29 protein-coding genes are annotated in these 26,820 nt (G+C 72.1%); all 29 read right to left on the minus strand.

What is annotated here, in order from left to right; translation table 11 throughout:
- The coding region (locus tag EUA98_RS15650; protein ID WP_130103628.1) for a HAMP domain-containing protein at positions 1-1,043 on the minus strand (1,043 nt) is incomplete at its 3' end.
- 169 nt (positions 1,044-1,212) lie between these two features.
- Positions 1,213-1,632 (minus strand): chemotaxis protein CheW, encoded by a 420-nt coding sequence (locus EUA98_RS15655; protein ID WP_130103629.1) that lies wholly within the window; start codon positions 1,630-1,632, stop codon positions 1,213-1,215.
- A gap of 1 nt (position 1,633) precedes the next feature.
- Positions 1,634-4,198, minus strand: a complete 2,565-nt coding sequence (locus EUA98_RS15660) for a chemotaxis protein CheA (RefSeq protein ID WP_130103630.1) — start codon at positions 4,196-4,198, stop codon at positions 1,634-1,636.
- 215 nt (positions 4,199-4,413) lie between these two features.
- A complete protein-coding gene (gene csrA, locus EUA98_RS15665; RefSeq protein WP_130103631.1) occupies positions 4,414-4,650 on the minus strand; it encodes a carbon storage regulator CsrA in 237 nt (78 codons plus the stop codon).
- 83 nt (positions 4,651-4,733) lie between these two features.
- Positions 4,734-6,050, minus strand: coding sequence for a hypothetical protein (locus EUA98_RS15670; protein WP_130103632.1), 1,317 nt, complete (start codon positions 6,048-6,050; stop codon positions 4,734-4,736).
- Positions 6,028-8,079, minus strand: coding sequence for a flagellar biosynthesis protein FlhA (locus EUA98_RS15675; RefSeq protein ID WP_130103633.1), 2,052 nt, complete (start codon positions 8,077-8,079; stop codon positions 6,028-6,030). Before EUA98_RS15675 ends, EUA98_RS15670 begins: the two co-directional genes overlap by 23 nt.
- A 133-nt stretch (positions 8,080-8,212) precedes the next feature.
- Complete coding sequence (locus tag EUA98_RS15680) at positions 8,213-9,307, minus strand: EscU/YscU/HrcU family type III secretion system export apparatus switch protein (RefSeq protein ID WP_130103634.1); 1,095 nt, start codon at positions 9,305-9,307, stop codon at positions 8,213-8,215.
- On the minus strand, positions 9,304-10,065 hold the full coding sequence (locus EUA98_RS15685; protein ID WP_130103635.1) for a flagellar biosynthetic protein FliR: 762 nt from the start codon (positions 10,063-10,065) through the stop codon (positions 9,304-9,306). The genes EUA98_RS15680 and EUA98_RS15685 overlap by 4 nt, the downstream gene beginning before the upstream one ends.
- Position 10,066: 1 nt before the next feature.
- A complete protein-coding gene (gene fliQ, locus EUA98_RS15690; protein ID WP_130103636.1) occupies positions 10,067-10,342 on the minus strand; it encodes a flagellar biosynthesis protein FliQ in 276 nt (91 codons plus the stop codon).
- A 3-nt stretch (positions 10,343-10,345) separates the two neighbouring features.
- On the minus strand, positions 10,346-11,290 hold the full coding sequence (fliP, locus tag EUA98_RS15695) for a flagellar type III secretion system pore protein FliP (RefSeq protein ID WP_130103637.1): 945 nt from the start codon (positions 11,288-11,290) through the stop codon (positions 10,346-10,348).
- Complete coding sequence (locus EUA98_RS15700; RefSeq protein ID WP_130103638.1) at positions 11,287-11,919, minus strand: FliO/MopB family protein; 633 nt, start codon at positions 11,917-11,919, stop codon at positions 11,287-11,289. The genes fliP and EUA98_RS15700 overlap by 4 nt, the downstream gene beginning before the upstream one ends.
- Positions 11,919-12,620, minus strand: coding sequence for a flagellar motor switch protein FliN (gene fliN / locus EUA98_RS15705; RefSeq protein ID WP_130103639.1), 702 nt, complete (start codon positions 12,618-12,620; stop codon positions 11,919-11,921). The genes EUA98_RS15700 and fliN overlap by 1 nt, the downstream gene beginning before the upstream one ends.
- Entirely contained in the window at positions 12,620-13,552 is a 933-nt protein-coding gene (locus EUA98_RS15710) for a FliM/FliN family flagellar motor switch protein (RefSeq protein ID WP_242511593.1), read from the minus strand. Before EUA98_RS15710 ends, fliN begins: the two co-directional genes overlap by 1 nt.
- Before the next feature lie 149 nt (positions 13,553-13,701).
- Positions 13,702-14,220, minus strand: coding sequence for a flagellar basal body-associated FliL family protein (locus EUA98_RS15715; RefSeq protein WP_130103640.1), 519 nt, complete (start codon positions 14,218-14,220; stop codon positions 13,702-13,704).
- A gap of 7 nt (positions 14,221-14,227) precedes the next feature.
- Positions 14,228-15,070, minus strand: coding sequence for an OmpA/MotB family protein (locus EUA98_RS15720; protein ID WP_130103641.1), 843 nt, complete (start codon positions 15,068-15,070; stop codon positions 14,228-14,230).
- Positions 15,067-15,840 carry a motility protein A gene (locus EUA98_RS15725; RefSeq protein WP_130103642.1) on the minus strand — a complete coding sequence of 258 codons (774 nt, stop codon included), beginning with the start codon at positions 15,838-15,840 and terminating at the stop codon, positions 15,067-15,069. Before EUA98_RS15725 ends, EUA98_RS15720 begins: the two co-directional genes overlap by 4 nt.
- Complete coding sequence (locus EUA98_RS15730) at positions 15,840-16,136, minus strand: flagellar FlbD family protein (protein ID WP_350339505.1); 297 nt, start codon at positions 16,134-16,136, stop codon at positions 15,840-15,842. The genes EUA98_RS15725 and EUA98_RS15730 overlap by 1 nt, the downstream gene beginning before the upstream one ends.
- Positions 16,137-16,412: 276 nt before the next feature.
- The gene (locus tag EUA98_RS15735; RefSeq protein ID WP_130103643.1) at positions 16,413-17,618 is read right to left on the minus strand and encodes a flagellar hook protein FlgE; all 1,206 of its coding nucleotides are present in this window, start codon (positions 17,616-17,618) and stop codon (positions 16,413-16,415) included.
- Between the two features lie 28 nt (positions 17,619-17,646).
- Positions 17,647-18,120, minus strand: a complete 474-nt coding sequence (locus EUA98_RS15740; protein ID WP_130103644.1) for a flagellar hook assembly protein FlgD — start codon at positions 18,118-18,120, stop codon at positions 17,647-17,649.
- 59 nt (positions 18,121-18,179) lie between these two features.
- Positions 18,180-19,910, minus strand: a complete 1,731-nt coding sequence (locus tag EUA98_RS15745; RefSeq protein ID WP_130103645.1) for a flagellar hook-length control protein FliK — start codon at positions 19,908-19,910, stop codon at positions 18,180-18,182.
- Positions 19,907-20,656: a C40 family peptidase gene (locus EUA98_RS15750; protein WP_207219112.1), complete on the minus strand. Its 750-nt coding sequence runs from the start codon at positions 20,654-20,656 to the stop codon at positions 19,907-19,909. Before EUA98_RS15750 ends, EUA98_RS15745 begins: the two co-directional genes overlap by 4 nt.
- Positions 20,653-21,147, minus strand: coding sequence for a flagellar export protein FliJ (locus EUA98_RS15755; protein WP_130103646.1), 495 nt, complete (start codon positions 21,145-21,147; stop codon positions 20,653-20,655). The genes EUA98_RS15750 and EUA98_RS15755 overlap by 4 nt, the downstream gene beginning before the upstream one ends.
- The gene (locus EUA98_RS15760) at positions 21,147-22,508 is read right to left on the minus strand and encodes a FliI/YscN family ATPase (protein WP_130103647.1); all 1,362 of its coding nucleotides are present in this window, start codon (positions 22,506-22,508) and stop codon (positions 21,147-21,149) included. The genes EUA98_RS15755 and EUA98_RS15760 overlap by 1 nt, the downstream gene beginning before the upstream one ends.
- A complete protein-coding gene (locus EUA98_RS15765; RefSeq protein ID WP_130103648.1) occupies positions 22,505-23,119 on the minus strand; it encodes a FliH/SctL family protein in 615 nt (204 codons plus the stop codon). Before EUA98_RS15765 ends, EUA98_RS15760 begins: the two co-directional genes overlap by 4 nt.
- Positions 23,112-24,146, minus strand: a complete 1,035-nt coding sequence (gene fliG, locus EUA98_RS15770; RefSeq protein WP_130103649.1) for a flagellar motor switch protein FliG — start codon at positions 24,144-24,146, stop codon at positions 23,112-23,114. Before fliG ends, EUA98_RS15765 begins: the two co-directional genes overlap by 8 nt.
- Entirely contained in the window at positions 24,143-25,717 is a 1,575-nt protein-coding gene (gene fliF, locus EUA98_RS15775; RefSeq protein WP_130103650.1) for a flagellar basal-body MS-ring/collar protein FliF, read from the minus strand. Before fliF ends, fliG begins: the two co-directional genes overlap by 4 nt.
- The gene (gene fliE / locus EUA98_RS15780; protein WP_130103651.1) at positions 25,717-26,031 is read right to left on the minus strand and encodes a flagellar hook-basal body complex protein FliE; all 315 of its coding nucleotides are present in this window, start codon (positions 26,029-26,031) and stop codon (positions 25,717-25,719) included. Before fliE ends, fliF begins: the two co-directional genes overlap by 1 nt.
- Entirely contained in the window at positions 26,031-26,435 is a 405-nt protein-coding gene (locus EUA98_RS15785) for a flagellar basal body rod protein FlgC (RefSeq protein ID WP_130103652.1), read from the minus strand. Before EUA98_RS15785 ends, fliE begins: the two co-directional genes overlap by 1 nt.
- Positions 26,435-26,776, minus strand: coding sequence for a flagellar basal body rod protein FlgB (gene flgB, locus EUA98_RS15790; protein WP_130103653.1), 342 nt, complete (start codon positions 26,774-26,776; stop codon positions 26,435-26,437). The genes EUA98_RS15785 and flgB overlap by 1 nt, the downstream gene beginning before the upstream one ends.
- Positions 26,777-26,820: the final 44 nt, after the last annotated feature.

The raw sequence follows: 26,820 nt of genomic DNA on the forward strand, positions 1-26,820 counted from the left end.
GCCTCGTTCGCGTTCTGCGCGATCTCCCGGATCGAGGCACCCATCTCTTCGGCACCCGCCGCGACCGTCTGCACGTTCCGGCTGACCTCCTCCGCCGCAGCGGAGACGACCCCGGCGCGCGCGCTGGTCTCCTCCGAGCCGGCGGCCACCTGCGTGTTGGCGGCCGACATCTCTTCGGCTGCCGCGGCGATCGTGCTCGCCGTCTCGCCGACCCCGACGAGGGTGGCCCGCAGGGCGAGCTGTGCGGCCCCGAGAGCCTGCGCCATGCGGCCGACCTCGTCCCGGCTCTCGACCTCGGCCGGCACGGTCAGGTCGCCGGTGGCCATGGCCTCGAGCGAGACCCGCACCTTCTCGACCGCCCGACGGATGGCCTGGGCCGTCACGTAGCCGAGCGCGAGAACGACCACCAGGGCGATGCCGAGCGAGATCACCAGGGTGCGGACGGCGGTGGTGGCCTCCGCCGCCGCCTGGGTGGCGATGACGGTCGAGTACTCGGTCACCTGCGCCTCGACGAGCTCCAGGTTGTCGAGGAAGGTGTCCTTCAGCGGTTCCGTCACCTCGGCGAGGACCCGGGCGTACTCGGCCTGGTCACCGGTGAGCGCAGCGGGTGTGAGGTCGGAGTCCCGGGCGGCCTTCCAGGCGGCCCAGCCGTCGACGAACTCGGCCCACCCCTCGTAGACCTCCGGGGCCGCGGCCTCGTAGGCGGCGATGTTGGCGTCGACCTCGGCGTCGTTCTCGGCCTGGTCGGCGAGCCAGTCCGCCGTGGCGTCCGCCGGCACCGCCGCGATCTGGGCCGCGATCATCCGCGCCTTGAGCTGGTTCTGGTGCGCCAGGTTGAGCGGGATCTGGACCTCGGTCTGGGCGTGCTCCAGGGTCTTGCTGTCCGCCGCGATGGCCTGCATCGAGACGACGGCCATGGCCCCCGTCGCGACTGCGACGACCGCCAGCAGGCCGATCACCGCGAGGATCTTCGTCCGGATGGACCGGTCGGCGACGAGCCTCCCCCGTCGGACAGTCGGGTTCGTGGCGGTTGATGCACTCATGTTGACTCCTCGGCAGTGTGTCTCGACAGGAACTACGCCACGATCTCCGGTCGGCGAGATCTCCCGCCGACCGTCCCCTTGCCTCGCCGCACTCACCTCCCCGGACCAGGAGTCCGGGCCAAGCTGTTCACGGTCCAGCCGCCACGCGGGGCGCGGCTGGACGCTTCCGCTATGCCGCGGTGGCTCGTTCGACGTCGAGCGCGAGCAGCAGACCCTGGTCGAGCTTGTAGGCGCCCAGGATCACCTCGCGCAGCGCGGCCGGGAGCGTGTCCGGCGGGGTCTCGAACTTGGAGTCGTCGACGTCGAACACGTCGCCGATCTCGTCGACGAGAAGGCTGATCGCCTCACCGTTGACCTCGACGACGACCATCATCGGCTCGGCGTCCTCGGCCAGCGGAGCGAGTCCGAGCCGGGTGCGCAGGTCGATGGTCATGACGACCTGACCGCGCAGGTTCACCAGTCCGGTCACGCCGGGCGGCGCGAGCGGGACGGTGGTCCGGGTGTGTGCGCGAAGCACCTCCTGGACCCGCAGGACGTCGATGCCGTACCTGGCCCCGGCGACCGTGAACGTCGCAAGCTGCGTGCTCATCTCAAACCCCCACGAGTGTGTCGAGCTCGGACCGCAGGGACTGACCCGGAAGGGCCGCCCCGCTGAAGTCACCGGCATCGTCGGATGCGGTGTCGGAGCGGTCGTCGAAGAACGTCGGATCGGCGGTCAGCACCGCCTGCGTGACATCCAGCCGCTCCGTCACCCGGTCCTTGAGGACGGTCGAACCGATCAGGCCGTGGCCGTCGATCTGACTGTGCTGGGCGGTGTCGTCGTCCACGATGTCGATGATCTCGTCGACCACGATCGCCACGCTGCGCGAGCCGCGGGTGTAGACGATGACGAGCAGCTCGTCGGCCTCGGCGTCACTCATGGCGCCGAGCAGGCGGTCGAGCCGCACGAGCGGGACGATCGCGCCGCGGTACTGCACGACCTCGCGGCCACCGACGTGCTCGACCAGATCGCCTCGCAGGCGCTCGAGCCGGGTGACGGCTCCGAGCGGGATCGCGACCCGGCGCCCGTCGCCGATTCCGGCGACCAGCACCTGCTCGGTCGCGCCAGCCGTGGCGGCCGAGGCCGAGGCCGACTCGCGGTCGAGGTCGAGCATCTCGGCGTTGAGCGAGCGACGCGCCAGCGCGCCCACGTCGAGGATCAGCGACACGCGGCCGTCCCCGAGGAGCGTCGCACCGGTGTAGACGCCGATCGCCTTGAGGCGGGCGGAGAGCGCCTTGACGACGATCTCCTCCGTGTTCAGCACCCGGTCGATGATGAGGCCGAACCGCTGGGTGTCGGCCTGCAGGACGGCGATGACGGCGGGAGCGTCGGGCTCGCGGTTGTGCCCGGTCTCGAGCACGTCGCGCAGCTCGACCAGCGGCAGCAGGTCTCCCCGCAGGCGGTAGACCGGAGCGGAACCGATGTACTCGATCGCCGTCCGGGCCTTCTGCCCATCGAGCGCGACGAGCTCGAGCAGGCTGACCTGCGGGATCGCATAGAGCTCGCCGGCGGACTCGACCGTCAGTGCGGGCATGATCGCGAGCGTCAGGGGGATGCGCAGGCGCCAGGTCGTCCCGCGCCCGACCGCGGACTCGACGTCGACCTGCCCGCCGATGGCCTCGATCTTCGTGCGCACGACGTCCATCCCGACACCCCGGCCGGAGACCTTGGTGACGGCCTGAGCCATCGAGAAGCCCGGCAGGAAGAGCAGCTGGAGGAGATCGGGCTCGCTCATCCCGGCGACCTGCTCCGGGGTGCGCAGACCGCGCTCGACGGCCTTCGCGGCGATCCGCTCGGCGTCGATGCCCTTGCCGTCGTCCACGACGTCGACGACGACCTGGCCACCGGCGTGGTAGGCGCGCAGCGTCAGGACGCCGATGGCGGCCTTGCCCGCCGCGACGCGGTCGTTCGGTGCTTCGATGCCGTGGTCGATGGCGTTGCGGACCAGGTGGGTCAGCGGGTCCTTGACCGCCTCGAGCAGCGTGCGGTCGAGCTCGGTGTCACCGCCGACCATGTCGAGGCGCACCTGCCGCCCACAGGTCGAGGCAAGGTCGCGCACGATGCGCGGCATCTTGGCCCACACGTGGTCGATCGGCTGCATGCGCGTCTTCATGACGCCCTCTTGCAGCTCGGAGGCGATCAGGCTCAGCCGCTGCGAGGCGCGCACCAGGTCGACGTCGACGCTGCCGTCCGCGAGGCGGTTGAGCTGGTTGCGGGCGAGCACGAGCTCGCCGACCTGACGCATGAGCGCGTCCAGCAGGTCGACGTCGACGCGGATCGAGGCGTCGGAGGCGGTGCGGGGGCCGGGGGCGTCCGACGCGGGCTCCTCCGTGACCGCCGCGGCCTGGTCGGCTGCGCGACCGCGCTGCGACGGAAGGATGGACCCGGACGGGGCGACCGCAGGCGGCACCACGACAGCGGGATCGGGGATGGTCACGATGGCCTCCAGGAGGGTGTCGAGGTCGAGCTCGTCGTCGTCGGCGAGGTCAAGGGCGGCGTCGGCGACGAGATCCTCGACGTCCTGCACGAACGCGGCGTCGAGCTCGGACGCCAGCTCGGCGTCGGTCGCCTCGACGGCCACGGGCGCCGGCACGGGCACGAGATCGGCTTCGAGATCGGCTTCGAGATCGGCCTCGTGCTCGGGTGCGTCGGCCTCGTCGGGTGCTGCGGCGCTTTCGGGGGCGGCGTCGGTCGCGGCTTCCTCGGCCCCGGGCACGGTCACGACGGTGCGGTTCTCGAGCACCTCGTGGATCTGATCGATCACCGGATCGACGGCGATGTCGCCCTCGACCCCGGCCGCCTCGATCGACGCGAGGATCTCGCGCACCGTGTCGACCATGCGCAGCAGCACGTCGGTCGTCGGCAGGTCCATCTGCCGCCGGCCCTCACGCAGCTGCACGAGCAGGTTCTCACCCGCGTGGGTGACCTTCTCGAGCAGCCCGAACGCCAAGAAGCCGCTCGTGCCCTTGATGGTGTGGATCGTGCGGAAGATGCTGCTGAGCAGCTCACGCGAGCCGGGCGACCCTTCCAGGGCCACCAGGTCCTGATCGAGCTGATCGAGGTTCTCGTAGCTCTCGACCAAGAACTCACGGACGATCTCGTCCATGTCATCCATTGCTGCCTCCACACACCTCGGACCTGCGACTGCACGTCTGATCGACAGCAGCACGGTCGAGATGAGCGGTATGGGCCGGGATCACGTCGTGACTCACCCGGGCGGAGCGCACGGCTGGTCCCTGGACACCGGCGAGGCATCACCGCAGGACGGCGAACGCCCAGGTCAGAGGGCGCAACCGCGATTCGAGCCGGTGGACGGCCCGACGTCGGCGATCAGGGGGTGCGGGGTGGCACCAGACGGCGCAGGGTGTCGACCGCGGCGTCGGTGGCGGCCGTGGCGGCCAGGTTCGCTGCCTTGACGGCGTCGATGACCTCGGCGCGGTTGACGGCGATCGACCGCGGCGCGTCGATGCCGAGGCGTACGCCGTCACTGCGTACCTCAAGGATCGTGATGACGATGTCGTCACCGATCATCAGTCGCTCGCCCACGCGACGGCTCAGCACCAGCATGACGCCGAGACTATCCGACTATCGGCGCGAATCCCCCGGCGGGCTACGCCACTCGAGCCGCCAGGGGGGCAACAAGCACGCCCTCAGTCCCACCGGGCCCCGGCCGCGAGCCGTTCGCTCAGCATCGCGGCCCACACCACGGGGGTCGCGGGCAGCCCGTCGATCCAGCCGATGGGCAGCCCGAGGTCCAGCATGGTTCCCGGTTCCTGGGTCTCGTGGACCGAACCCGCCGCCGCGACGTCGAACTCGCGGGCCCGTCCGACCACCCGCAGCCACGCGCGCAGGTCCGCCGTCTTGCGCCGCGCGTCCACGACCGCCCAGGCCTGATCGGGGCCCAGGTCGGCCAACAGCTCCGCGGCGACGGACCAGTCCTCGGGCTCGGAGCCGACGCCGACGGCGACGATGCTGACCTGCTCGCCGTCGGCGAAGCGCGCGCGGTGCTGCGCGGCCGCGGTCGGGCTGAGCAGGCGGCGGGCGTGCCCGGGGGCCGCGTGCATCTGGCCGGCGAGCACCACGTCGTGCGGGTCCTGGCGCAGCCGGATCGCGAACTGGGTCGCGACCTCGAGCGCCTGGGCCCCCTCGCCGACGACGGCGATGATCGAGCCCTGGTCGCGCAGCAGTGCGGGCGGCCGGACCAGCCGGCCGAGCAGGTCGGACAGCGGCATCGTCTCGTCGAGCCCGCCGGCGCCGAGCAGGGCGGCGGGGACGCCGAGCCCGAGCAGCGCGCGCCGGTCGCCGCCCCCGGCGCGCGGTGGCGCGGCCGTCGGCGCGGGAGTGGTGGTCGAGGTGGGGCCGGGCGGGGCCTCCCGGGGGAGGAACCGGGGATCGGGCGCCGCCGACGGCAGGTCTGCGTCCCCCGCATCGGCGCCGGCGTCCGGCACCTTCGGGACGTCGACGGGGTCCGGCGGCTTCGGCACGTCGGCCATGTCGTCGATCGAGGCGAGCAGGGTCGCGAACGTGTCCGCGTCGGTCGACACCCGTGGGCCGGTCGGCACCGCGGCCGGGGAAGAGCCGTCCGGAGGCCCGGTCGGGCTCGTGCCGGACGGGCTCGCCCCCGCTCCGGTCGCCGTCGCCGGCATCGGCATCGGCATCGGCACGAAGTCGGCCGCCGGTGCGGGCTGACCTGCGTCCCACGCCTCCTCGGCGTCGGCGGCGTCGAGAAGGCCGGCCAGCCCCGAGCCGACCGCCGGCAGGTGCACGCTCTGCCGCCGCGGGATCCGGGCGGGCCGGTCGGGAACCTCGACGGTCAGCTCGAAGTGCTCCTTCGCGAAGAACCCGGCCAGGCCCCCGGTGCGCACGCGCTCGGCGCGGACCACCACGGCGTTCGGCCCCATCTCCGCGCGGACGCGGTGCATGAGCGTCGCGAGATCGTCGCCGTCAAGCAGCAATCGCGTGGGCATCTCGCACCGTCCCTACCGTCTCGATCCGAAGTCCCGATCCGGTCACCTCGGTGTAGGACAGTACTTGCAGATCGGGGCTGGCCAGCAGGACCAGCCGCCGCATCGCGGAGCGCAGCGCGGGCGCGCAGGTGAGCACGACGGGGAAGCCGTTCGCCTCCGCCACCGCCACGCACGTGCGCACCGAGCTGAGCACCCCGTCGACCCGGTCGGGGTCGAGCATGATCTGGGCGCCGCCCTCGGCGGGCCGCAGCGACTCCACGAGCTGCTGCTCGAGCATCGGGTCGACGACGATGACGCGCAGCACGCCGTCGTGCCCGTACGGGGCCGCGAGCGCGGGGCCGAGCGCGGTCCGGGCGGCGTTGACCAGCCCGGGCACGTCGGTGCCGACCTTCGCCCGCAGCGCGAGCGCCTCGTAGATCCGGCCCAGGTCGCGGATCGGCACCTGCTCGTCGAGCAGCCCGTGCAGCACGCGCTGGACCTCCCCGAGGCTGAGCAGCCCCGGCACGAGCTCGTCGACCACCGACGGGTTGACCTGCTTGACGCCCTCGGTGAGGACCCGGACGTCCTCACGGGTGAGCAGCCGCGACGCGTTCGCGCCGATGATCGAGCCGAGGTGCGTGATGAGCACCGAGACCCGGTCGATCACGGTGGCCCCGGACATCTCGGCCGCGTGCCGCAGCTCGGCGGGGATCCACTTGCCGGCCAGGCCGAAGACCGGCTCCTGGACCGCGGTGCCGGGCAGCGCCTCGAGCGAGTCACCGAGCGCGAGCATCCGCCCGACGGGCAGCTCGCCGCGGCCGACCTCGACGCCGGAGATCCGGACCGCGTAGGTCGAGCGGGGCAGGTCGACGGAGTCGCGCGTGCGCACCGGCGGCACGACGACGCCGAGGTCGAGGGCGATCTTGCGGCGCAGCCCACGGACCCGGGAGAGCAGGTCGCCGTCGCCCCCGCCGACCAGGTCGACGAGGTCGGGCGCGAGCAGGATCTCGAGGGCGTGCACCCGCATCTGCTCGATCAGCGACTCGGGGCTGTCGGGCGACTGCGGGGCCACCGGCGGGGCGGCGGTCAGCTCAGCGGCGGCCTCGGCCACGTCGCGGGCCTTGACCCGCTGGCCGCCGTAGATCAGCAGCGCGCCGATGATCATGAACGGCAGCTTGGGCAGGCCGGGGATCACGGCCAGGGCGACCGCGGCGACGCCGGCGATCTGCAGGGCCTGGCTCGACTGGGCGAGCTGCTTGCTCGCGGCCGAGCCGAGGTCGCCGTCGGCCGTGGCTCGCGTGACGATGATGCCGCTCGAGACCGAGAGCAGCAGGGCCGGGATCTGGGTGACGAGACCGTCGCCGATGGTCAGCAGGCTGAAGTGCTCGAGCGCCTCGCCGGCGGACATGCCCATCTGCAGCATGCCGATGACGAATCCGCCGATGAGGTTGATCAGCGTGATGATGATGCCGGCGATCGCGTCACCCTTGACGAACTTGGACCCACCGTCCATCGCGCCGTAGAAGTCCGCCTCGGCGCCGACGTCGGCCCGGCGCCGGCGCGCGGTGTCCTCGTCGATGAGCCCCGAGTTGAGGTCGGCGTCGATCGCCATCTGCTTGCCGGGCATGGCGTCCAGGGTGAACCGGGCCCCGACCTCGGCCACGCGCCCGGCGCCGTTCGTGATCACGACGAACTGGATGACGACCAGGATCATGAAGATCACGAGGCCGATCACGAGCGAGCCGCCCACGACGAAGTGCCCGAACGCCTCGATGACCTCCCCCGCGTACCCGTCGCGCAGCACCAGCCGGGTCGAGGCGACGTTGAGCCCGAGCCGGAACAGCGTGGCGACGAGCAGCAACGACGGGAAGATCGAGAAGTCGAGCGGCCGCTTGACGTACATGGACGTCAGCAGGATCACGAGCGAGCCGATGATGTTGACGATGATCAGCAGGTCGAGCAGCTGCGCGGGGATCGGCACCACGAGCAGCATGACGATGCCGACGACGCCGGCGGGGACCGCGAGCCCGGCAATGTTCGTGTTCTTCATCGACTCGTCCTCGTTCGGGTGGGCCTGGTGGCTCGGGCGGGGCTGGCGGGGCGTGCGGGGCTGGCAGGGCGCGCGTGCCGGGCGGGCGGGGGGATCGCGTGGCCCGGGGGGCTCAGCGGTGGCCGGGGGAAGGTCACGCGGCCCTCCGGTCCGGGACGGTGTGCACGCCCTGGGCGGCACCGCGGCGGCGCAGCGACATGACGAACGCGAGGATCTTGGCGACCTGGACGAACAGGTCCTCGGGCACCTCCTGGCCGAGCTTGCAGGCCGCGTTCAGCGCCCGCGCGAGCGGCACGTCCGCGACCATCGGCACGCGCTTGGCCGTGGCCTCCGCGCGGATGCGGGCGGCGACGTGGCCGGAACCCTTGGCCACCACCCGCGGGGCGCCGTGCCCGGGTTCGTACTTGAGCGCGACGGCGACGTGGGTGGGGTTGACGAGCACGACGTCGGCCGTGGCGATCGCCGCCATCATGCGGTTGCGGCTCATCGCCAGCTGCTTGGACCGGATCGCGCCCTTGAGCAGCGGGTCACCCTCGCTCGACTTGCTCTCCTGCTTGATCTCCTGGGTGCTCATCATCGTCTGCTTCCGGTTCGTCTTCCGGATCACGAGGATGTCGAACACCGCGAGGATCAGGCCCGCGGCGACGGCGGTGCGCATCAGGTCGGCGACGCCGCCGGCGGCGAGGTCGAGGACCTGGTGCAGGGACAGCCCGCCGGACGTCAGCAGCATCGGGGTGATGTTCTTGACGGTGACGAACAGGACCCCGGCCACGACGATCGTCTTGAGCAGCGCCTTGAGGCCCTGCCACCAGGCCTGCCCGCCGAACACGCGCTTGAGGCCCTTGACCAGGTTGAACTGCTTGAACGTGGGCTTGAGCTTCTTCGTCGAGAAGTAGATGCCGCCCTGCGCCGCGGAGCCACCGATGGCGGCGATCACGACGACGACGAGCAGCGGCGCGATGGCCGGCAGGATCGTCGTCGTACCGTCGAAGAGCGCCTGGACGGCCACGGCCGGGTCCGGGTTGGCGATGATCGCGCGCACCACCGTGAGCTGTTGGACCGCGTTCGCGGTCCCGGTCGCGAGCACGGCGGACAGCGTCATCGCCGCCACCCCCATGCCGAGCCACGCGGACAGGTCCTGCGACCGCTGCAGCGCACCGTCGTGGCGCAGCTGCTTCATGCGCTTCGGGGTGGCCTTGTGGGACTTGTCGCCGGCGTCGCCGCTCATCCGGACACCCCCATCAACGTGGTCATGGCCTCGCCCGTGAGGTGCGAGACCAGCTGCGGCAGCGCGACGAACGCGGTGCCGGCCAGCATCAGGGTCAGCAGGATCTTCAGCGGGAAGCCGAGCGCGAACGCGTTCAGCGCCGGGGCGACGCGCGTGAGCAGACCGAGGCCGACGTCGGCCAGGAAGAGGACGACGGCGAGCGGGCCCGCGATCTGCAGCGTCGCGACGAACATCGCGGTGAGCCCGGCCGTGCTGGACGCGGCCATGGCCGCGAGGTCGAGCGACATGCCGAGCGGCAGCACGTCGAACGTGCGGACCAGCCCGAGGATGACGATCTGGTACCCGTCCGAGGCGAAGAGAAGGACGATCGCCGTCAGCTGGTAGAGCCGGGCGAACTGCGCACCGCTGAACTGGCCCATCGGGTCATAGGCCTGCGACATCTGGAACCCGGCCAGCAGGTCGATCAGCCCGCCGGCGGACTGCAGCGCGGCGAACACCAGCGCGACGAGGAACCCGAGGGCGGCGCCGATCAGGACCTGCATGAGGAGCTGGCCGACGAACGCGGCGACGTCGGTCGGGTCGGACGCCGCCCGGGCGCGCGGCGCGATGAGCAGCGCCAGGGCGAGGGCGAGCATCACCCGGACGGTGTTGGGGATCCCGCGGTGGGCGAACGGTGGGGCGATGATGAGGAACGTCACGATCCGGACCCCGGCCAGCATCACCGACTCGAGCCCGACCCACGGCAGGGCGAAGGTCATGTCAGCCGCCGCTGAGCAGGGTCGGGATGCGGCTGAAGAGCTCCTCGGTGAAGCTGACGACCTCCGCGATCATCCAGTGCCCGGTCACGAGCAGCACGACCCCGACCGCGAGCGCCTTCGGCACGAAGCTGAGCGTGACCTCCTGCACCTGGGTGACGGACTGCAGCAGCGAGACCGCGAGGCCCACCACGAGCGCGGTGATGAGCACCGGAGCGCACAGCTTGGCGGCGAGGACGAGGGCGTCGAGCCCGATGTCGAGAACGGCATTGGTGTCCACGGCTCAACCCGTCGCCGTATAGCTGCCGACCAGGGCCGTGATGATCAGGCCCCACCCGTCGACGAGCACGAACAGCAGCAGCTTGAACGGCAGCGCGATCATCGTCGGCGGCAGCATCATCATGCCCATCGCCATCAGCGACGAGGAGACCACCAGGTCGATCACCAGGAACGGCACGAAGATGACGAACCCGATGATGAACGCGCTGCGCAGCTCGGAGAGCATGAACGCCGGGATGAGCGTGAGGGTCGAGACGGACTCCGCGTCCTCGGGGTTGGGCAGGTCCGCCGCGCGGGTCATCAGCGCGATGTCCTCCTCGCGGGTCTGCTTGAGCATGAACTCGCGCAGGGGCTCCTGACCGACGTCGACGGCCTGCGAGAAGGTCGCGCTGCCGTTGAGGTAGGGCTGCAGCCCGACCGTGTTCACCTCGGACAGCACCGGCGCCATGATGAACAGGCTGAGGAACAGTGCGAGCCCGGCGAGGATCTGGTTGGGCGGCACGCCGGTGAGGCCGAGCGCGTTCCGCGTGAGGGCGAGCACCACGAAGATCTTGGTGAAGGCCGTCATCATCAGCAGCAGCGACGGGGCCACCGACAGGACGGTGAGCGCGAGCAGCACGGTGATCGAGCTGCTCGGGGTGCCGTTCACGCCGTTGAGGTCGACCGTGACGGACGGGTCCGCGGCGGGCGCGTTGGGGTCGACCGGGGCGGTCGGGTCCACGGGATCACCCGGAGCGGCGGGCAGGATCACGGTCGCCCTCAGCGCGACGACGGTGGCAGGTGCCGCGGTCGCATGCCCGACGGCGGTCGCGGGTGCGGCGATCGTGGGTGCCGCCGCCGTGGGTGCGGCGGTCGCGGGTGCGGCGCCCGCGAGCGCGAGCAGGACCGCGACCCCGGCGACCGCGAGACCGACCCGCAGCAGGTGCGGGGTCGGCGATGCGCCGCTCATCGGCGCACCGTGCGCTGCTGGACGACGTCGACCGCCCGCCGCCAGGTGTCGAGCGACAGGATCGAGCCGTGCAGCGCGCTGGCGCCGCGCGCGCTCGACGACGCGGCGAGGCCGGCGAGGTGCGCCAGCCCGGCCGGGTCCACCACGGTCGTCGGGAGCACCTGATCGTCCGCGGGCACGTCGTCCGCGAGCCGGTCGGACCCGTCGGCGTGCGGGCTGACCAGCTCCCCGACCAGCGGTCCGTCCGGGTAGGGGCCGACCAGCGTCGCCAGGTCGATCTCCTCGCGAAGCACGTAGGTCGCGTCGTCCGCGACGACGGAGGAGGTCACGAGCACCGAGGAGTCGCCCGCCAGGGGGGTCGGCACCGGCGCGGGGGCGGGCACGTCGATCTCGGTGAGGACCCGCACGCCCTGCTCGCCGACCCCGAGCAGCAGCACGCGCCCGGCGACCTCGACGAGCGCGATGCCGGAGCCCTTGCCGAGCGACTGCCGGCCGAGCACCGTCAGCGGGATCGAGCGCGGCTTGCCGAGTCCCGACATCCCCGAGAGCTTGCGGCTCGCGAGCCAGATGAGGGCGAGCACGCAGGCGAGGGCGAGCACCACCCGCAGGCCCAGCAACGCGACGGACATCAGGCTGAGGCTTGGTCGGCCGAGATGATCTCCGTGATGCGGATCCCGTAGTCCTCGTCGACGACGACGACCTCGCCGCGGGCGATCAGTCGGCCGTTGACCATGATGTCCGCGGGCGATCCGGCGGCACGGTCGAGCTCGAGCACCGATCCCGGGATCAGCTCGAGGACCTGTCGGACGGGCAGGCGGGTGCGGCCGATCTCGGCGGTGAGCGTCATCTCGACGTCGTACAGCAGGCGCAGGTCGGTGCGCTGACGCGGGTCGCGCTGGTGCGGCACGGTGGCCTCGCGCGTGCGGTTGCGGACCCCGAACCAGGCCTGCGGCACGCCGTCGGCCAGGAGAGCGAAGGCCGTCAGGCCCTCCCCGACGAGGTCTGCGCCGACGGGGCGGATCTCGGCCACGTCGAGCACGCCCGGACCGAACGCCACGGCGGCGGCCTCGAGGGCGGGGCGCAGCGCGTCGGCGAGCGAGATCGGGGTGCCGCCGGCGCCCGCGAGGGACTCCGCGACCGCGGTCTCGGCGACGAGGATGAGCTCGACGCTGCTGGCCCCGACGAACGTCGACACCACGGCAGCCGCCTCGGGTCCGGGGCCCCGGGCCGGATCGAGCGGCGCGACCGTCAGCGGGACGGTCGACGGCAGCAGGCTGACGAGCAGCTCGGCGGCGGCGCGGGCCTCGGGAGCAAGGGTGGGGGCGAACATCAGGAGGTCTCCTCGGAGGTCACGACGACACACGCGAGGCGCGTGCCTTGGGTCCCGGCAGCGGCCCGGGCGAGAACGACGCCGTCGACGACGACATCGAGGGGGCGAGTGGCGGGATGGCCCAGGCGGACGACGTCGCCGACCACGAGGCCGACGACGTCGGACGGGCGCACCGTCATCGGGGTGAACCGCACGGCGACCGGGACCGGGACCAGGCCCACGCCGGCGGTGAGCCGCGCGAGCGCGTTGTCGTGAGCGGCGAGCTCGGCGGACGTCCGGCTGTCGGTGTCGTCGCCGGCGCGCAGGCCCGCGAGCACGACGTCGGCCGGCAGCATCATCGTCGTGGTGTCCTCGAGGTCACCGACGTGCATCGTGAAGGTCGCGACGATGACGGGCGCCGAGGCCGCGACGGCCTGGACGAACTGCGGGCTGTACTGCACCGTCCGCACGTCGACCGTCATCGGCATGATCCCGGCGAACGCGTAGGAGAAGTCCCCGAGCGAGAGCTGCAGGAGGTCGCGGACGAGCTGGAACTCGATCTCGGTGAGCTCCCGCTCGGCGTCGCCGATCACCATGCCCGGCCCGCCGAGCAGGAAGTCGACCCAGCTCATCGTCATCCCGCTGGGGATCTGGACGACGGCGGTCGCGCGGCTCGGCTCCACCGTGCACATGAGCATCACGGTCTGCTGCGGGAGCGAGCGGACGTACTCCTCGTAGGAGCGCATCGTGACCGAGTCGATCGAGACTGTCGCGAGGGTGCGCAGGCGTGCCGAGAGCTGGTTTCCCCACTGGCGGGAGAAGTTCTCGAATGCCATCTCGAGGACCCGGCCGTGCTCGCGCACCAGGGTCATCGGTCGACGGAAGTCGTACGGCTGCGGGGGGCCGGTGTTGCCGCGCCGTTTGCGCGTCTGCTTCGTGTCCTGGACCGTCACGAAACTCTGATCGGCCGCGGTCGCGCGGTTGTGAGGAACCGGTCGGCTCGTCCTTGCGACGGTGGTGGCATCCCGATGAGACGCGGGATCGATGTGGCGCCCTCCATGGCGCCGTGAACTACCGGCATCCGTGCCGGTCGGGTATCACCTCACTGGGTGACGAAGTCGGTCAGATAGACGTCCATCACCTCGCCCTCGTACGCCTCGGCGAGCTCGCTGACAAGTTCGGCCTTGAGCGCCTCGCGGGTCACCGGGTCGGAGACCTCCTCGACGGTGTGCCCGGAGAACAGGGCGATCGCGTGGTCGAGGGCCTTCGAGGTGTCCGGCGCTTCCTCGCCGACGTCGGCGGTCAGCTGCAGGCCGAGGCCGAGGCGAAGGTAGTGACCGTCGGAAAGGTTGATGCTCACGGCCTCGACCGAAACGACCGCGCCGGGAACGGGCGCAGGCTCCGCGGCCGGCTCGCCGCCGGGCTTGAGCAGGAAGAAGTAGGCCGCGCCGCCGACGGCGAGGACCGCGACCGCCGCCCCGATGATCAGGACGAGCTTCTTCGGCTTCTTCCCGCTCTTCTTCTTCTTCTTGGTGTCCGCGGGCGCTGCTTCTGCGACCTTGGACTCACGGATCCCACCGATGGGGCGCTTGGAGCTGGAGATCACCCGTTGCTCACTCATGGCGTTGTCATCCTTCGTTCGCTGCGATCACGATTGGTAGCAGGGCGCGTACCGGTTCGGCCAAGGGGCTGCGGATGACCAGGTCGACCCGGCGGTTGATGGCGAGCGAGTCGCTCCCGTCGGTGCTGGTCAAGGGTCGGGCGTCGCCAAAGCTGACCGCCGAGATCCGGCTGCCCGCGATCCCGTCGACCTCGACCAGGTGGCGCAGCACCTGGGTCGCCCGGTCGGCCGAGAGCTCCCAGTTCGTCGGGTACCGACCAGAGATGGGGATCGCGTCGGCGTGCCCCTCGACCGAGATCTCGTCCGGGATGGACGAGATGGCAGGGCCGGTCGCGTTGAGCACGGTCTGCGCCGCCGGCTTGAGGACGGCGCTTCCGGTCTCGAAGAAGAAGTCGTTGGCGATCAGGCCGACGATCAGGCCGCGCGAGTCGATCCCGTAGCTGACCTGCTGGCCCACGCCCGCGGCCACGAGGTTCGCTTCGATCTGGTCCCGCATCGCCTCGAGACGCGCGAGCTCGGCGCGGGCGTCGACAAGGTTCTGCGCGTCCTCCGTGAGCTCGGCCGCGGGGGCGATCGGGTTCGTCTCGCCGGCCGGCTTGATGCTCGCCGGCACGGCGCCGGCGTCCTTCATGATGCCGGACGCACCCGTGAGGACCGTGGGCGAGGCGTTGCCGAAGCCCGCGGCGAGCGAGCCGGCGAGGGCCTCGAACTTGGTCTGGTCGACCTGGCTCATGGCGTACATCACGATGAACAGGCCGACGAGCACGGTCATCATGTCCGCGTAGCTGACGGCCCACCGCTCGTGGTTCTCGTGCTCCTCCTCGTGGACCTTGGGCTTCCGGCCGCTCATGCTGCAGCCTTCTTCGCCTTGCCCGGCTCGACCGGCAGCAAGCTGCGCAGGCGTTCGCCGACGAGCCGCGGGTTGGCGCCGGCCTGGACCGCGAGCAGCCCCTCGACCGCGACCTCCATCTGCTGGCACTCGAGGTCGGACGCCCGCTTGAGGCGCGCCGAGAGCGGCAGCCACAACAGGTTCGCCGTGAGCAGGCCCCACAGGGTGGCGACGAACGCCGCGGCGATCAGGGGGCCGAGCAGGTCGGGCGACGACAGGTTCTCGAGCACGTGGACCAGCGAGACGACCGTACCGATGATGCCGATCGTGGGGGCATAGCCGCCGAGGTCGGCGAAGAACTTCGACGAGGTGCGGTCCTGCGCGCGCTTGGTCGCGATCTTGTCGTCGAGGATCATCCGGAGGTCCTCGGGATCGGTGCCGTCGATCGCGGCCTGCAGGCCGGACTTGAGGAACTCGTCGTCGATCTCCTTGGCCGCGTCCTCGAGGGCGAGCAGGCCCTCGCGCCGGGCGCGGTCGGCGAGGTTGACGAGGGTGTCGATCGTGGCCTCGGGCTTGGGCAGCTTGAGCGTGAACGCCTTGGGCAACGAACCGAACGCCCGCTTGACGTCCTTGAGCGTGCTGCCGGTCAGACCGGCACCCAGGGTGCCGCCGATCACGAGGATCATCGGAGGCGGCAGGATGACGGACATCGGGCTCGAGCCCTCCATGATGATGGAGGCGAGGACCGCGCCGAACGAGACGACGATCCCGATGATCGTGGCGGGATCCATCAGAGCTGCCGGGGGTACAGCTGGACGGGCGGCGCGAGCGGCTCGTCGTCGTCAGGGAGGTCCGGGGCGCTGTGCAGGCCGAGGTGCTGCTGCACGTCCTGCGCGCGGGCCACGAGGGTCGCACGGTAGGTCGTGATCAGGTCGATGACCTCCGCCATCGGTTCAGTCACGATGAACTTGGTGCCGTCCACGAGCGTGAGGATCGTGTCCGGGGTGCTGTCGATGCGCTGAAGCAGATCGGGGTTGATCGCGAACTGCGTGCCGTTGAGGCGCGTCACGATAATCACGGTGGCCATCCCTGGGTCGATCCTCCAGGCCCATCCATGGGCCCTGTACGTTCCTCATCGACCCGAAGGCCGACGGTGTGAGCGTTCCACCGCCCCTGACTGCACCGCTTCACCCCCCCCGACCCCCGCCCCACCCCGCACCGACCCCCTCCCCCGCTTTCCAGAGGAAACTGCGCGGCCGGCGCACCGAACTCTCGCAAATCGTGAGTTCGGTGCGCCGGCCGGACGGGGCTGGCGGGCGGCGAGCGTCGAGCGTCGGGCGGCGAACGCCGCCGACGAACCGGCTCAGCGCTTGAGGTTGACGAGCTCCTGGAGGAGCTCGTCCGACGTCGTGATCACGCGGGAGTTCGCCTGGAAACCGCGCTGGGCGATGATCAGGTTCGTGAACTCGGCCGACAGGTCGACGTTCGACATCTCGAGCGAGCCGCCCGCGAGCTTGCCGCGCCCGCCGGTGCCCGCGACGCCGACCTGGGCGATGCCCGAGCTGACCGTGGTGCGGTACATCGAGCCACCGGCCTTCTCCAGACCGGTCGGGTTGGTGAACGTGGCCATCGACAGCTGCCCGATGGCCTGCTTGAGCCCGTTGCTGAACGACCCGAGGAGCGTGCCGTCGGGGGACAGCGAGAACGACTGCAGGTTCCCGGCCCCCTGTCCGTCCTGGGCCACGGCCGCGACCGTGCTCAGCCCGGCGAAGCCGGTCAGGGCGGACAGGTCGACGGCGACGTCATCCGGTGCCGTCCCGATCGTGAACGTGGTCGGCGTGAGGATCGCGCCCGTGGCGGGGTCGAAGGTGACCAGACCCGTGGCCGGCGCCACGGGGAACGTCGCCGTGCCGTCGGTCGCCGCGACGCTCCAATCGCCGGCCGCCTTCGTGAACGTGAGCTTGAGGCTGCGCGTGTTGCCGAGGGAGTCGTACACGTCGATCGACTTGACCAGCGGCGCGGAGCCGTCCAGCGCGTCGGAGGGCAGGTTGCCGACGTAGGTCGCCGTCTTGGTCGCCTCGGCGCCCATCAGCGTGCTGATCGGCAGCTTGATGTCGGTGAGCGGGCCGTTCGGGTTGACCACCCCGTCCACCGCGGCCCAGCCTTGCACGAGCGCGCCGTCGGGCGTGACCAGCTGGCCGAGGGAGTCGAAGTTGAACGAGCCCGCGCGGGTGAAGAACTGCTCGTTCCCGCTGCGCAGGGTGAAGAAGCCGTCCCCGTTGATCATCATGTCGGTGCTGCGGTTGGTGAGCTGGGCCGCACCCTGGGAGAAGTTGGTCGTGATGCCCGCGACGCGCACGCCGAGCCCGACCTGGGCCGGGTTGGTCCCGCCGACGCCGGGCGCCGCCGCGCCGGCGTTGGTGAGCACCTGGGACAGCGTGTCCTGGAACTGCGTCTGCGAGGACTTGAAGCCGGTGGTGTTGACGTTGGCGATGTTGTTGCCGGCCACGTCGAGCATCGTCTGGTGGGCCTTGAGGCCGCTGATGCCGGAGAAGAGGGAGCGAAGCATGGTGGATCTCCTTTGAGGGGAAAGGTGGTCAGGCGGCCGGGGTGGGGGTGACGGTCGTGGCGCTGATGGTCGAGATGGAGTCGAGCGGGATCTCCTTGCCGCCGACGGTGACCATCGGCACGGAGCCCGCGAACGACACGGACGTCACCGCGCCGGTGAGGGTCTCGGTTCCGCTGGTGTAGCTGACGTTCTGCCCGACCATGGCCGTCGCGGCGACCCGCATCTGCAGCGCGAAGCTCTCGCGTGACGTGGTCGACAGCTCGGTGAGGGCTTCCATCGACGCCATCTGCGTCGTCTGGGCCATGAGGGCGTTGGAGTCCATCGGCGAGCTCGGGTCCTGGTTGCGCAGCTGGGTGACCAGCAGCTCGAGGAACGCCTGCTTGTCCATCGTGCCGCTGGACGCCTCGATCGCCTTCTCGGCGCCGGCGTACAGCCCGCCGCCGACGACGGTGCTGGTCAGGGTGCTGCCGGCGCTCGCCGCCGTGATCGACTCGATGCTCATGGGTGGTTCTCCAGCTCGTCGGTGGTGCGGGTTCGTGGCAGGTCGGGGGTCATCGGGTGTCACACCGTGATGTCGAGGCGGCTGGAGCGTGGCCCTGGGGGCTCGGTCGGGGACGCGGCACCGGCCGCGGCGCGGGCCCCTCCCGGGGTCGGCCGGTCGGATCCGGCTCCGCGGTCCGGCTGGCCACTGGGGTCGCGCCCGCCGAGCCCGAGGCCGTTGCCGCTCCCGGTGCCCGGCTGGTCCGACCCCGCCGCACCGAGCGACAGGTTCGCCTGCAGCCCGACGCCGGCGAGGTCGCGGCGCAGGTCGGGCAGCGCGGCGCGCAGCGCGTCCCGGGCGGCGTCCGTCCCGCCGAGCAGCTCGATCCGGACGCCGTCGGCTCCGATGTGCGCGAGAACGCGCACCGGGCCGATGGTGTCGGGCGAGACCCGGATGACCATGACGTGCTCGCCGTCGCCCGCGGTGCGCAGGGAGGCGATCGGGCCGGCGAGCTGCGTGGCCACCGGACGCTCGGGGAGCGGGCTGGCGAGCGGAACCGGTGTGGACGCGGCCGGGGCGGCGACCGGGGCGGCTCCGCCGACCGGCGCGACCGCCGGCAGCGGTGCGGTCGCCGAGTCGCCGAGCGCTGCGACCGCCGCCGCAGCGTCGATCACGGCCGACGACGGCGCGACCTGGGGCGTGGGTGCGGCGAGTGCCGGCGTGGGCGCGATCGCGGCGGGCTCGCCGGCGGCGGCGGTCGCGAGCGAACGCTCCGAACCGGCCCGGCCCGCAGCACCCTGACCCGCGGCGCCCTGACCCGCAGCGTCCTGGCCGGCGGAGGGGTTCCCCGCGCCGTTCCCTGCAGCACCGTTCCCCGCGCTTCCCGCGTCGTTCCCGGTGGCCGCCTGTCCCGTGACCCCGGCCGCGGCGTCGCCCGCCGCGGTCCCCGGGGCGCCCGGTGCGGGGGTCCCGGTGGCCTGCGGGTCGCCGACGGCGATCGTCGGGTCGGCGGCCGGTGCGCCGGTGGCCGGCGTGCCGGCGGGGAGACCGCCGACCGTCGCGGTGCCGGTGGTGCCAGCGATGGCCGCGGCGGCGGCAAGGGCGGTGGGCTGCACCAGGCCGGCCTGGGCAGCAGCCGCCTGAGCGGCGAGGGTCTGCGCGGCGGCGCTCTGTGCGGCGAGTGTCTGAGCGGCCGTGTTCTGCGCCGCGACGGTCTGCGCGGCGATCGTCTGGGCAGCCAGCGCCTGAGCGGCCAGGGCCTGGGCCGCGAGCGACCCGGTGCCGGCGGCTTGCGCGGGTGCGCCCTGCTCGTCGACGGCCTGGTCGTCCGTCAAGCCGGTCGCCGTGCCCGCGCCGGACGTGCGCGCCGACGTCGGTGCGAACGCACCGTCGCCAGACGCCGTCGGCCCGGAAGCCGCGGCGGTCGAGGCCCGCTCGACGGTGGACGACGTCGGCTCCGACCGCTGGGCCTCGTGCTGGCGCGCGTCGAGCCGCCGGGCGTCGAAGCGCTGCGCGTCGAGCTGTCGGCTGTCCAGGCGTTGACTCGCGGACCGCTGGGCGTCTGCCCGAGCATCCGATCGCTGGGCGTCGGACCGCTGCGCCTCGGACCGCTGGGCCTCGGACCGCCGAGTGGCCGTCCGGCGGACCTCCGCCCACCGCGCCTCGGCCGGCTGCGCATCGACGGCCGAATCGAGCAGCTCCGCGAACTGGCTCGAGGACCCGCTCGTCCGGTCCCGGCTCCCCGCCGCGCCGGAGCGCAGCGCCGCGGAGTCGGTGCGGGACGGAACGGCCGTCGTGGTCTGGAGGCTCATGCGGCCACCCCTTCGCTCATCATGGTCAGGGCATAGCGCTGTAGGTCGACGGCGCTGGTCAGGGACGAGGTCCCCGCGTCGGTGGTCAGGGACGAGGTCCCCGCGTCGGTGACGGCCGCGGTCGCGGAGACGGCACTCGCGGCCGAGGCCTCCGGCAGCACCCGACGGATCGCCGTCGGGGTTTCGAACACGTCGCGGACCGCGACGGACTTGCCCGGCTTGGGTGCGTCGATCATCCGGCCGTCACCCAGGTAGATGCCGATGTGGGAACCGCCGTCGAAGATGAGCAGGTCGCCCGGCTTGGCCGCGTCGAGCGACGCGACGGCGGTGCCGAGCGTGGCCTGGTCCCGCGCGACCCGGGGGACGTCGACGCCGAGGTCGGCCATCGCCCGCTGCACGAGACCGGAGCAGTCGAGCCCCGTCGCCGGGTTCTCGCCACCCCAGACGTACGGGACCCCGACGTACGCCATCGCGGCGTCGACGAGCCCTTGGCCGGACGCCGATCCCGTGCCGGCCGCAGCGGTCGTCGATCCCGCGGTCGTCGATCCCGCGGCCGTGGTCGCGCCGAGGCTCAGGCTCGCGATGAGGGCCTCGGCGAAGCTGGTCTCGGTCGCCGACGTCGAGGTGGTCGACGACGCGCCCGTGGTTGCGGAGACGGTCGTGGTCGCGGCATTCTGCGCGCGCACCGCCGTCATGAACCCCTGGATCTCGCCGATCCGGGCCTGCACGTCGATCATCCCGCTCATCGCCGCACCGCCGTCTCGGTCGCACGACGGTCGCCGGTAGCCCGACGGTCGCCGGTGGCCGAGCCAGCCGCGCCCGTCCCGGCGTGGGCGCGGCGCGAGGCGATCTCGTCCAGCACGATCTGCTCGACCCGCTCGTCCTCGCGGTTGACGACGACCCGGTGCTTGTCCTCGAGCTTCTCGAGCCCGACAGAGAGCGAGCGCGCAGCCGACCAGGCACCGGTGTCGAGGACGACCCGCTCGCGTGCCCCGTCGACGGCCGTGGTCGCCTCGACGAGCAGCCCCCCGAGCGAGGCGCGCCCGGCGATGGCCGTAGCGAAGACCCGCTGGTCGCCGTCGGGCAGGGTGTGGCGGGCGAGGGCGAGCTGCGTGCCGTGCCGGTGCGCCTCGGTCACCCGCAGGCCGGCGTTCGCCTGAGCGAGGAGCGCCGCGGCCTGGTCCTCCTGCAGCTTGCGCAGGCGCAGCAGGCCGGCGAGCCGGAACGCGCGCTCCATCAGGACACCCCCAGCCGGGCGACGAGGCCGCCGAGCTGCTGCCAGGAGTCGGCGGCCGGGATCTGCTCGTCCATGCCCTGGCGCAGGAAGTGGTCGATCGCGTCGGCGTGCGTGACGGCGGCGTCGACCAGCGGGTTGGTCCCGACGGCGTACGCGCCGACGTCGAGCAGGTCCTGGGCCTGGCGCCGCGCGGCCATGACCCGGCGCAGCACCGTCGACAGGCGCCGCTGCTCGGGCGTGGTGACCCGGCCGGCGACCCGGGAGATCGAGGCGAGCGCGTCGACGGACGGGAAGTGCCCGGCGACGGCGAGCTTGCGGTCGAGCACGATGTGCCCGTCGAGGATCGAGCGGGCGGCGTCGGCGATCGGCTCGTTGTGGTCGTCGCCGTCCACCAGCACGGTGTAGAGGCCGGTGACCGACCCGGTCGGTCCGGTGCCGGCGCGCTCGAGCAGCCGGGCGAGCAGCGAGAACGTGCTCGGCGGGTAGCCGCGGGTCGCGGGCGGCTCGCCGACGGACAGGCCGATCTCGCGCTGAGCCATGGCGACGCGGGTGAGGGAGTCCATCATCAGCACGACGTCGGCGCCCTCGTCGCGGAACGACTCGGCGATCCGGGTCGCGAGGAAGGCCGAGCGCAGGCGCACCAGCGCGGGCTCGTCGGACGTGGCGACGACGACGACGGACCGCGCGAGCCCCTCGGGGCCGAGGTCGTCCTCGATGAACTCGCGGACCTCACGGCCACGCTCACCGACCAGCGAGATGACGGTCAGCTCGGCGTCGGTACCGCGCGCGATCATCGACAGCAGGCTGGACTTGCCGACGCCGGACCCGGCGAACAGGCCCAGGCGCTGACCGCGGCCGACGGTCGTGAGCGTGTCCATGACCTTGACGCCGAGGCTCAACGGCTGGGTGATCCGGGCCCGGGTGAGCGCGCCCGGCGCGGCGGCGTCGACGGCGACCTGGCCGCTCGCGCGCAGCGGGCCGCGGCCGTCGATCGGGCGGCCCATGCCGTCGAGGATGCGCCCGAGCAGCCCGCGGCCGACGGGCGCGGTCATGGGGCGACCGAGGCTGCGGACCGGTGCACCGGTGCGCAGGCCGTGGACGTTGGAGAGCGGCATGCAGCGCGCGAGGTCGCGCGTGGTCGCGACGACCTCGGCGAGCACGGTCCCGCCGGGAGTCCCTGCGCGCGCACCGGCCAGGGTGGGCTCGCCGATCTCGACCAGGCCGCCGACGGCGCAGTCCAGGCCGGCGACCTCGATCGCGAGGCCGATGACGGTGCGCACGGTGCCCACACGCTCGGGCCGGGCCGCGGCGAGCGCGAGGTCCCAGCGCGACGACGCGGGGGCGAGCAGGCCGGCGGTCATCGCAGCTCCTCGAGGGCGCGCCGCGCACGGGCGACCGCCGCGCTGATCCGCGCGTCGAGGAAGCCGTCGGGGAACTGGGCGACCGCGTCGCCGGGAGACAGCGTGCGGTCGGCGACCAGCTCGACACCCACGGGCAGGTCGGCAAGGACGCCCGCCTCGAGCAGCACGGTCAGGTCCAGCGGGTGCAGGCGCACGGTGTGCACGCCCACCTCGGCCGGGAGGCTGAGCGCGCGCGCCAGGGCGAGCCGCGCGCCGTCGTCGGACCCGGCCAGCTCGCGGCCGAGCACCGCCTCGGCGAGCGCGACGACGCCGTCGTCCAGGAGGTCGGTGACCTCGGTGACCACGGGGACGACCTGCGCCGAGATCGCCTCGGCGGCCCGCCGCAGCACGACCAGCGCCGCCTGGGCGCGGGCGCCGCGAGCGAGCTCCGCGACGCGCTCGACCTCGTCGAGCGTCCGGCGCTGACCGGCGGCGGCCTCGGCCGCGGCCCGCGAGCCGGCAGCCCAGCCCGCGGCCCAGCCGGCAGCCCGCGCCGCCTCGGAACCGGCGTCGGCCTGCGCCTCGAGCACGCCGCCGACCGGCGACGGGCGGAACCGCGTCGGGCTAGACATATTCGTCCTCGCCGTCGCGGCGGATGACGATCTGCCCGCTCTCCTCGAGGTGGCGGATGCCCTGGACGATGCCGGCGCGCGCCTCCTCGACCTGGGACATGCGGGTCGGGCCGAGCAGCTCCATCTCTTCGACGATGTTCTCGCGGGCCCGCTCGGACAGGTTCGTGAGGATCTTGTCCTGCACCTCGGGGGACGTGCCCTTGAGCGCGACCGACAGCACCGCACCCTCGACCGAGCGCAGCACGAGCTGCACGGCACGGTCCTCGAGCAGCACGATGTCGCCGAAGACGAACATCCGGCTGCGGACCTCTTCGGCCAACGCCTTGTCGCGGGCCTCGAGCCCCTCGAGGATCTGCTTCTCGGTGCCCGGGTCGGCCCGGTTGATGATCTCGACCAGGGGCTGCACGCCGCCGACGGCGGACGTCTCCTGGGGGGTGAGGACCGACGACGCCTTGCGCATCAGGTTCTCGGCGACGACGGCGACGACGTCGGGCGAGGCGCGCTCCATCAGGGCGATGCGATGGGCGACCTCCCCCTGGGTGACCGCGGGCAGCCCGGCGAGGATCGCCGAGGCGTGCTCCGGACGCAGGTGCGCGAGCACGAGCGCGACCGTCTGCGGGTGCTCGCCGGACAGCAGCGAGAGCACCTGCCGGGCGTCGGCGTTCTGCAGGAACTCGAACGGCTGGCCCGCCATCACGGTGGACAGCCGGTCCATGACGGCCCGGGCGCGGTCCGGCCCGAGCGACGCCTCGAGCAGCTGCTGGGCGTAGCCCATGCCGCCGCGTGCGATCAGGGTCGGCCCGGTGATCGAGACCGCGTGGAACTCCTCCATCACGCTGTCGGCGATCCGGGGGTCGAGGTTCTCGAGCCGGACGATCTCGGCAGTGATGTCGTCGATCTCGGCCTCGCTGAGCCGGGCCATGATGCGGGCGGCCCGCTCCCGACCGAGCTGCAGGAGCACGATGGCGGCCTTCTGGGTCCCGGTGAGGTTCGCCGAGTACGACGTCGGGACGGTGGCGACGGTCATCGCTTGTTGCCCGTCTGGAGCCAGCCGCGCAACAGGTCGGCCACTTCGGCGGGCTGGTCCTCGGCAAGGTTGCCGATCTCGGCCCGCTTGACCGCGGCCTCGTCGATCTGGGGCGCCGCGGGGATGAGCGCGAGCGTCTCGAGGCCCCCGAACGGCAGCATCGGGGTCTCGTTCACCATCTGCAGCTCGCCGAGGTCGAGCGCCTCGCGGCGCGCCTTGCCGGACTTCCGCTTGGCGATGACGAACGAGATGAGGAGCAGCAGCAGGATCGCGCCCGCGATGGCGCCCTGCTTGATCAGGTCCATCTGCGCGACCGCCTTGGCCTCGGCATCCGCCGCTCCGAGCGCCGCCTGGGCGGCCTCGGCGGTCGTGGTGTCGAACGCCATCCGGGACACCGCGACGCTGTCGCCGCGCGTCGTGTCGATGCCCGCAGCCACGGTGACCATCGTGGTCAGGTCGGTCATGTTGAGCGCGGCGCCGGCATCCTGGTCGACCACCACGGACACGGACTGCCGTCGGACGCTGCCGGGCGTCGTCGTGGTGTGCTCGGTGACCTTGTCGACGGCCGGGTTCAGGTTCTCGCTGCCCTTGGTGTAGGTGCCGGTGCCGTCGGCACCGCCCGGGACGGCGATGTTGTCGGGGCCGAGGACGCCGGCGGCGGTACCGCCCGTGCCGCTGTACGTCTCGGTCGTGGTCGCCGACGACAGCGCCGGGACACCGGGCGTCGCGGTGAACGTCTCGCTCGTGAGGTCGGTGTTGTCGAGGTTGAGCTCGGCGTTGACGGTCACGACCGCCTTGCCGGCGCCGACGACGCGATCGAGCATGGCTTGCACCGATGCCGCGACCCGGGTCTGGTAGTCCGAGGTCTGCTGGTCGCCCATGCCACCGCCGGGCAGGCCGCCGACCGCAGAGAGCACGTGCCCCTCGGCGTCGACCACCGAGACGTCGGTGGGCTTCATGCCCTGCACCCCGGCCGAGACCAGGTGCACGATCGCGGTGACCTGCTCGGCCTGGAGCGTGGTGCCGCGCGAGGTCTGCAGGAACACCGAGGCCGTGGGGTCCGCGGTGTCGGAGACGAAGACCGTCTGCTCGGGCATCGCCAGCTTGACGGTCGCCGCCTCGACGCCGTTCATGGCGCCGATGGTCTTGGCGAGCTCGCCCTCCATCGCCCGGCGGTACGTCGTGGTCTGCTGGAACTCCGAGGCGGTCATGCCCATGTTGTCCAGCAGCGAGTAGCCCGCACCGTCGGTGGCGGCGGGCAGGCCCGCGGCTGCGGCCTTGAGCCGCATCGCGTACAGCTGGTCCTGCGGAACGAGGATCGTGCGGCCGCCGTCGGTGAGCTCGTACGGCACGCCCTCGCCGGTGAGCTGGTCGACGATGGCGCTCGCGTCGGCCGTCGAGACGTCCGCGAACAGCGGGCTCATCGTCGGCTTGGTGAGGTAGCTGGACAGCGCGATCGCACCGAGCACGACGCCGGCGATCCCGATCAGCCCGAGGGTGCGCTGCGCGATGGAGAACTGCTTGATGAAGGCCTGGAGGCGCCCGAGGGCGCCCGTGATCTGGGCGGGCATCAGGCCTGCATCCGCATGATCTCGGAGAACGCCTCGACGGCCTTGTTGCGGACGGCCGCGGTCAGCTCGAACGTCATCTTCGCCTCGCTCGAGGCGATGGTGTAGTCGTGGACGTTCTCGAGGTCACCGGAGACGGCCTTGACCGCGAGCGCGTCCGACGTCGACTGCAGGCCCTGCAGCGAGTCGACCGACGCGGTCATCACGTTGCCGAACGCCGCACCGCCCGCCGTCTGCACGCCTGCGGCGGCGTCGGCCGCGCCGAGATAGCCGGTGCCGGCCACGCCGGAGATTGCGCCAATCGCGGCGATGTTCATCAGGAACGTCCGATCTGCAGGGCTGCCATATAGGTCTCTTTGGCGCGGTCGACGACGGCGGCGTTGGCCTGGTAGCCGCGCTGGGCCATGATCAGCTGGGTCATCTGGCTGCCCATGTCGACGTCGGGGTAGCGCACGTTGCCCTCGGCGTCGGCCAGCGGGTTGTTCGGCTCGTACACGACCCGGCCCTCGGCGTCGCCCAGGGCGATCCCGGTGACGGAGACGCCGGCGGGCTCGGAGACGCCGCCGTTGGCCTGCGCGACGACGTACTTGGCCTGGTAGGCGGCCTCGGTGGTCGAGGACGCGTTGTTCATGTTGGCGAGGTTGTCGCTGACGGCGTCGAGCCACTTGCGGTGCACGGTCAGGCCGGTGCTCGCGATGCCGATCGCCCCGAAGATGGTCATCAGTTCGTCCGCAGCGCGATGCGCATGGTCGAGAACTTGCCGTCCATCGCTTGGGTCGCCAGCTGGTAGCGCAGGTTCGTGTCGACGTTGAGCAGCGTCTCTTCGTCCAGGTTGACGTTGTTGCCGTCCAGACGGGTCGGCTCCAGCGAGGAGGCGACCGTGGCCGTGACGTCCCCGGAGCCGTCCTTGACCGCAGCGGCGAGCGTGTCCTCGAACTGGACCTTGCCCGCGTGGAAGTCGGGCGTCGAGATGTTGGCGATGTTGTTCGCGATCACGCGCTGCCGCAGCGCAAGGCTGTCGAGCGCGCTGCTGATCGCTGAAGTCGCGACGGAATCGAACACGAGGAAGACCACCTTGGCAAAAATCAGGTGCTCGGCCGATCCGT

Source organism: Pengzhenrongella frigida (assembly GCF_004168625.1).
Taxonomy (GTDB): domain Bacteria; phylum Actinomycetota; class Actinomycetes; order Actinomycetales; family Cellulomonadaceae; genus Pengzhenrongella; species Pengzhenrongella frigida.

Excerpts from the sequence above, each read along its gene's own strand:
- EUA98_RS15655 (WP_130103629.1), bottom strand. The coding sequence starts at position 1,632 with ATGAGCACGCAGCTTGCGACGTTCACGGTCGCCGGGGCCAGGTACGGC.
- EUA98_RS15660 (WP_130103630.1), bottom strand. The coding sequence starts at position 4,198 with ATGGATGACATGGACGAGATCGTCCGTGAGTTCTTGGTCGAGAGCTAC.
- csrA (WP_130103631.1), bottom strand. The coding sequence starts at position 4,650 with ATGCTGGTGCTGAGCCGTCGCGTGGGCGAGCGACTGATGATCGGTGAC.
- EUA98_RS15670 (WP_130103632.1), bottom strand. The coding sequence starts at position 6,050 with ATGCCCACGCGATTGCTGCTTGACGGCGACGATCTCGCGACGCTCATG.
- EUA98_RS15675 (WP_130103633.1), bottom strand. The coding sequence starts at position 8,079 with ATGAAGAACACGAACATTGCCGGGCTCGCGGTCCCCGCCGGCGTCGTC.
- EUA98_RS15680 (WP_130103634.1), bottom strand. The coding sequence starts at position 9,307 with ATGAGCGGCGACGCCGGCGACAAGTCCCACAAGGCCACCCCGAAGCGC.
- EUA98_RS15685 (WP_130103635.1), bottom strand. The coding sequence starts at position 10,065 with ATGACCTTCGCCCTGCCGTGGGTCGGGCTCGAGTCGGTGATGCTGGCC.
- fliP (WP_130103637.1), bottom strand. The coding sequence starts at position 11,290 with ATGAGCGGCGCATCGCCGACCCCGCACCTGCTGCGGGTCGGTCTCGCG.
- EUA98_RS15700 (WP_130103638.1), bottom strand. The coding sequence starts at position 11,919 with ATGTCCGTCGCGTTGCTGGGCCTGCGGGTGGTGCTCGCCCTCGCCTGC.
- fliN (WP_130103639.1), bottom strand. The coding sequence starts at position 12,620 with ATGTTCGCCCCCACCCTTGCTCCCGAGGCCCGCGCCGCCGCCGAGCTG.
- EUA98_RS15715 (WP_130103640.1), bottom strand. The coding sequence starts at position 14,220 with ATGAGTGAGCAACGGGTGATCTCCAGCTCCAAGCGCCCCATCGGTGGG.
- EUA98_RS15720 (WP_130103641.1), bottom strand. The coding sequence starts at position 15,070 with ATGAGCGGCCGGAAGCCCAAGGTCCACGAGGAGGAGCACGAGAACCAC.
- EUA98_RS15725 (WP_130103642.1), bottom strand. The coding sequence starts at position 15,840 with ATGGATCCCGCCACGATCATCGGGATCGTCGTCTCGTTCGGCGCGGTC.
- EUA98_RS15730 (WP_350339505.1), bottom strand. The coding sequence starts at position 16,136 with ATGGCCACCGTGATTATCGTGACGCGCCTCAACGGCACGCAGTTCGCG.
- EUA98_RS15735 (WP_130103643.1), bottom strand. The coding sequence starts at position 17,618 with ATGCTTCGCTCCCTCTTCTCCGGCATCAGCGGCCTCAAGGCCCACCAG.
- EUA98_RS15740 (WP_130103644.1), bottom strand. The coding sequence starts at position 18,120 with ATGAGCATCGAGTCGATCACGGCGGCGAGCGCCGGCAGCACCCTGACC.
- EUA98_RS15745 (WP_130103645.1), bottom strand. The coding sequence starts at position 19,910 with ATGAGCCTCCAGACCACGACGGCCGTTCCGTCCCGCACCGACTCCGCG.
- EUA98_RS15750 (WP_207219112.1), bottom strand. The coding sequence starts at position 20,656 with ATGAGCGGGATGATCGACGTGCAGGCCCGGATCGGCGAGATCCAGGGG.
- EUA98_RS15755 (WP_130103646.1), bottom strand. The coding sequence starts at position 21,147 with ATGGAGCGCGCGTTCCGGCTCGCCGGCCTGCTGCGCCTGCGCAAGCTG.
- EUA98_RS15760 (WP_130103647.1), bottom strand. The coding sequence starts at position 22,508 with ATGACCGCCGGCCTGCTCGCCCCCGCGTCGTCGCGCTGGGACCTCGCG.
- EUA98_RS15765 (WP_130103648.1), bottom strand. The coding sequence starts at position 23,119 with ATGTCTAGCCCGACGCGGTTCCGCCCGTCGCCGGTCGGCGGCGTGCTC.
- fliG (WP_130103649.1), bottom strand. The coding sequence starts at position 24,146 with ATGACCGTCGCCACCGTCCCGACGTCGTACTCGGCGAACCTCACCGGG.
- fliF (WP_130103650.1), bottom strand. The coding sequence starts at position 25,717 with ATGCCCGCCCAGATCACGGGCGCCCTCGGGCGCCTCCAGGCCTTCATC.
- fliE (WP_130103651.1), bottom strand. The coding sequence starts at position 26,031 with ATGAACATCGCCGCGATTGGCGCAATCTCCGGCGTGGCCGGCACCGGC.
- EUA98_RS15785 (WP_130103652.1), bottom strand. The coding sequence starts at position 26,435 with ATGACCATCTTCGGGGCGATCGGCATCGCGAGCACCGGCCTGACCGTG.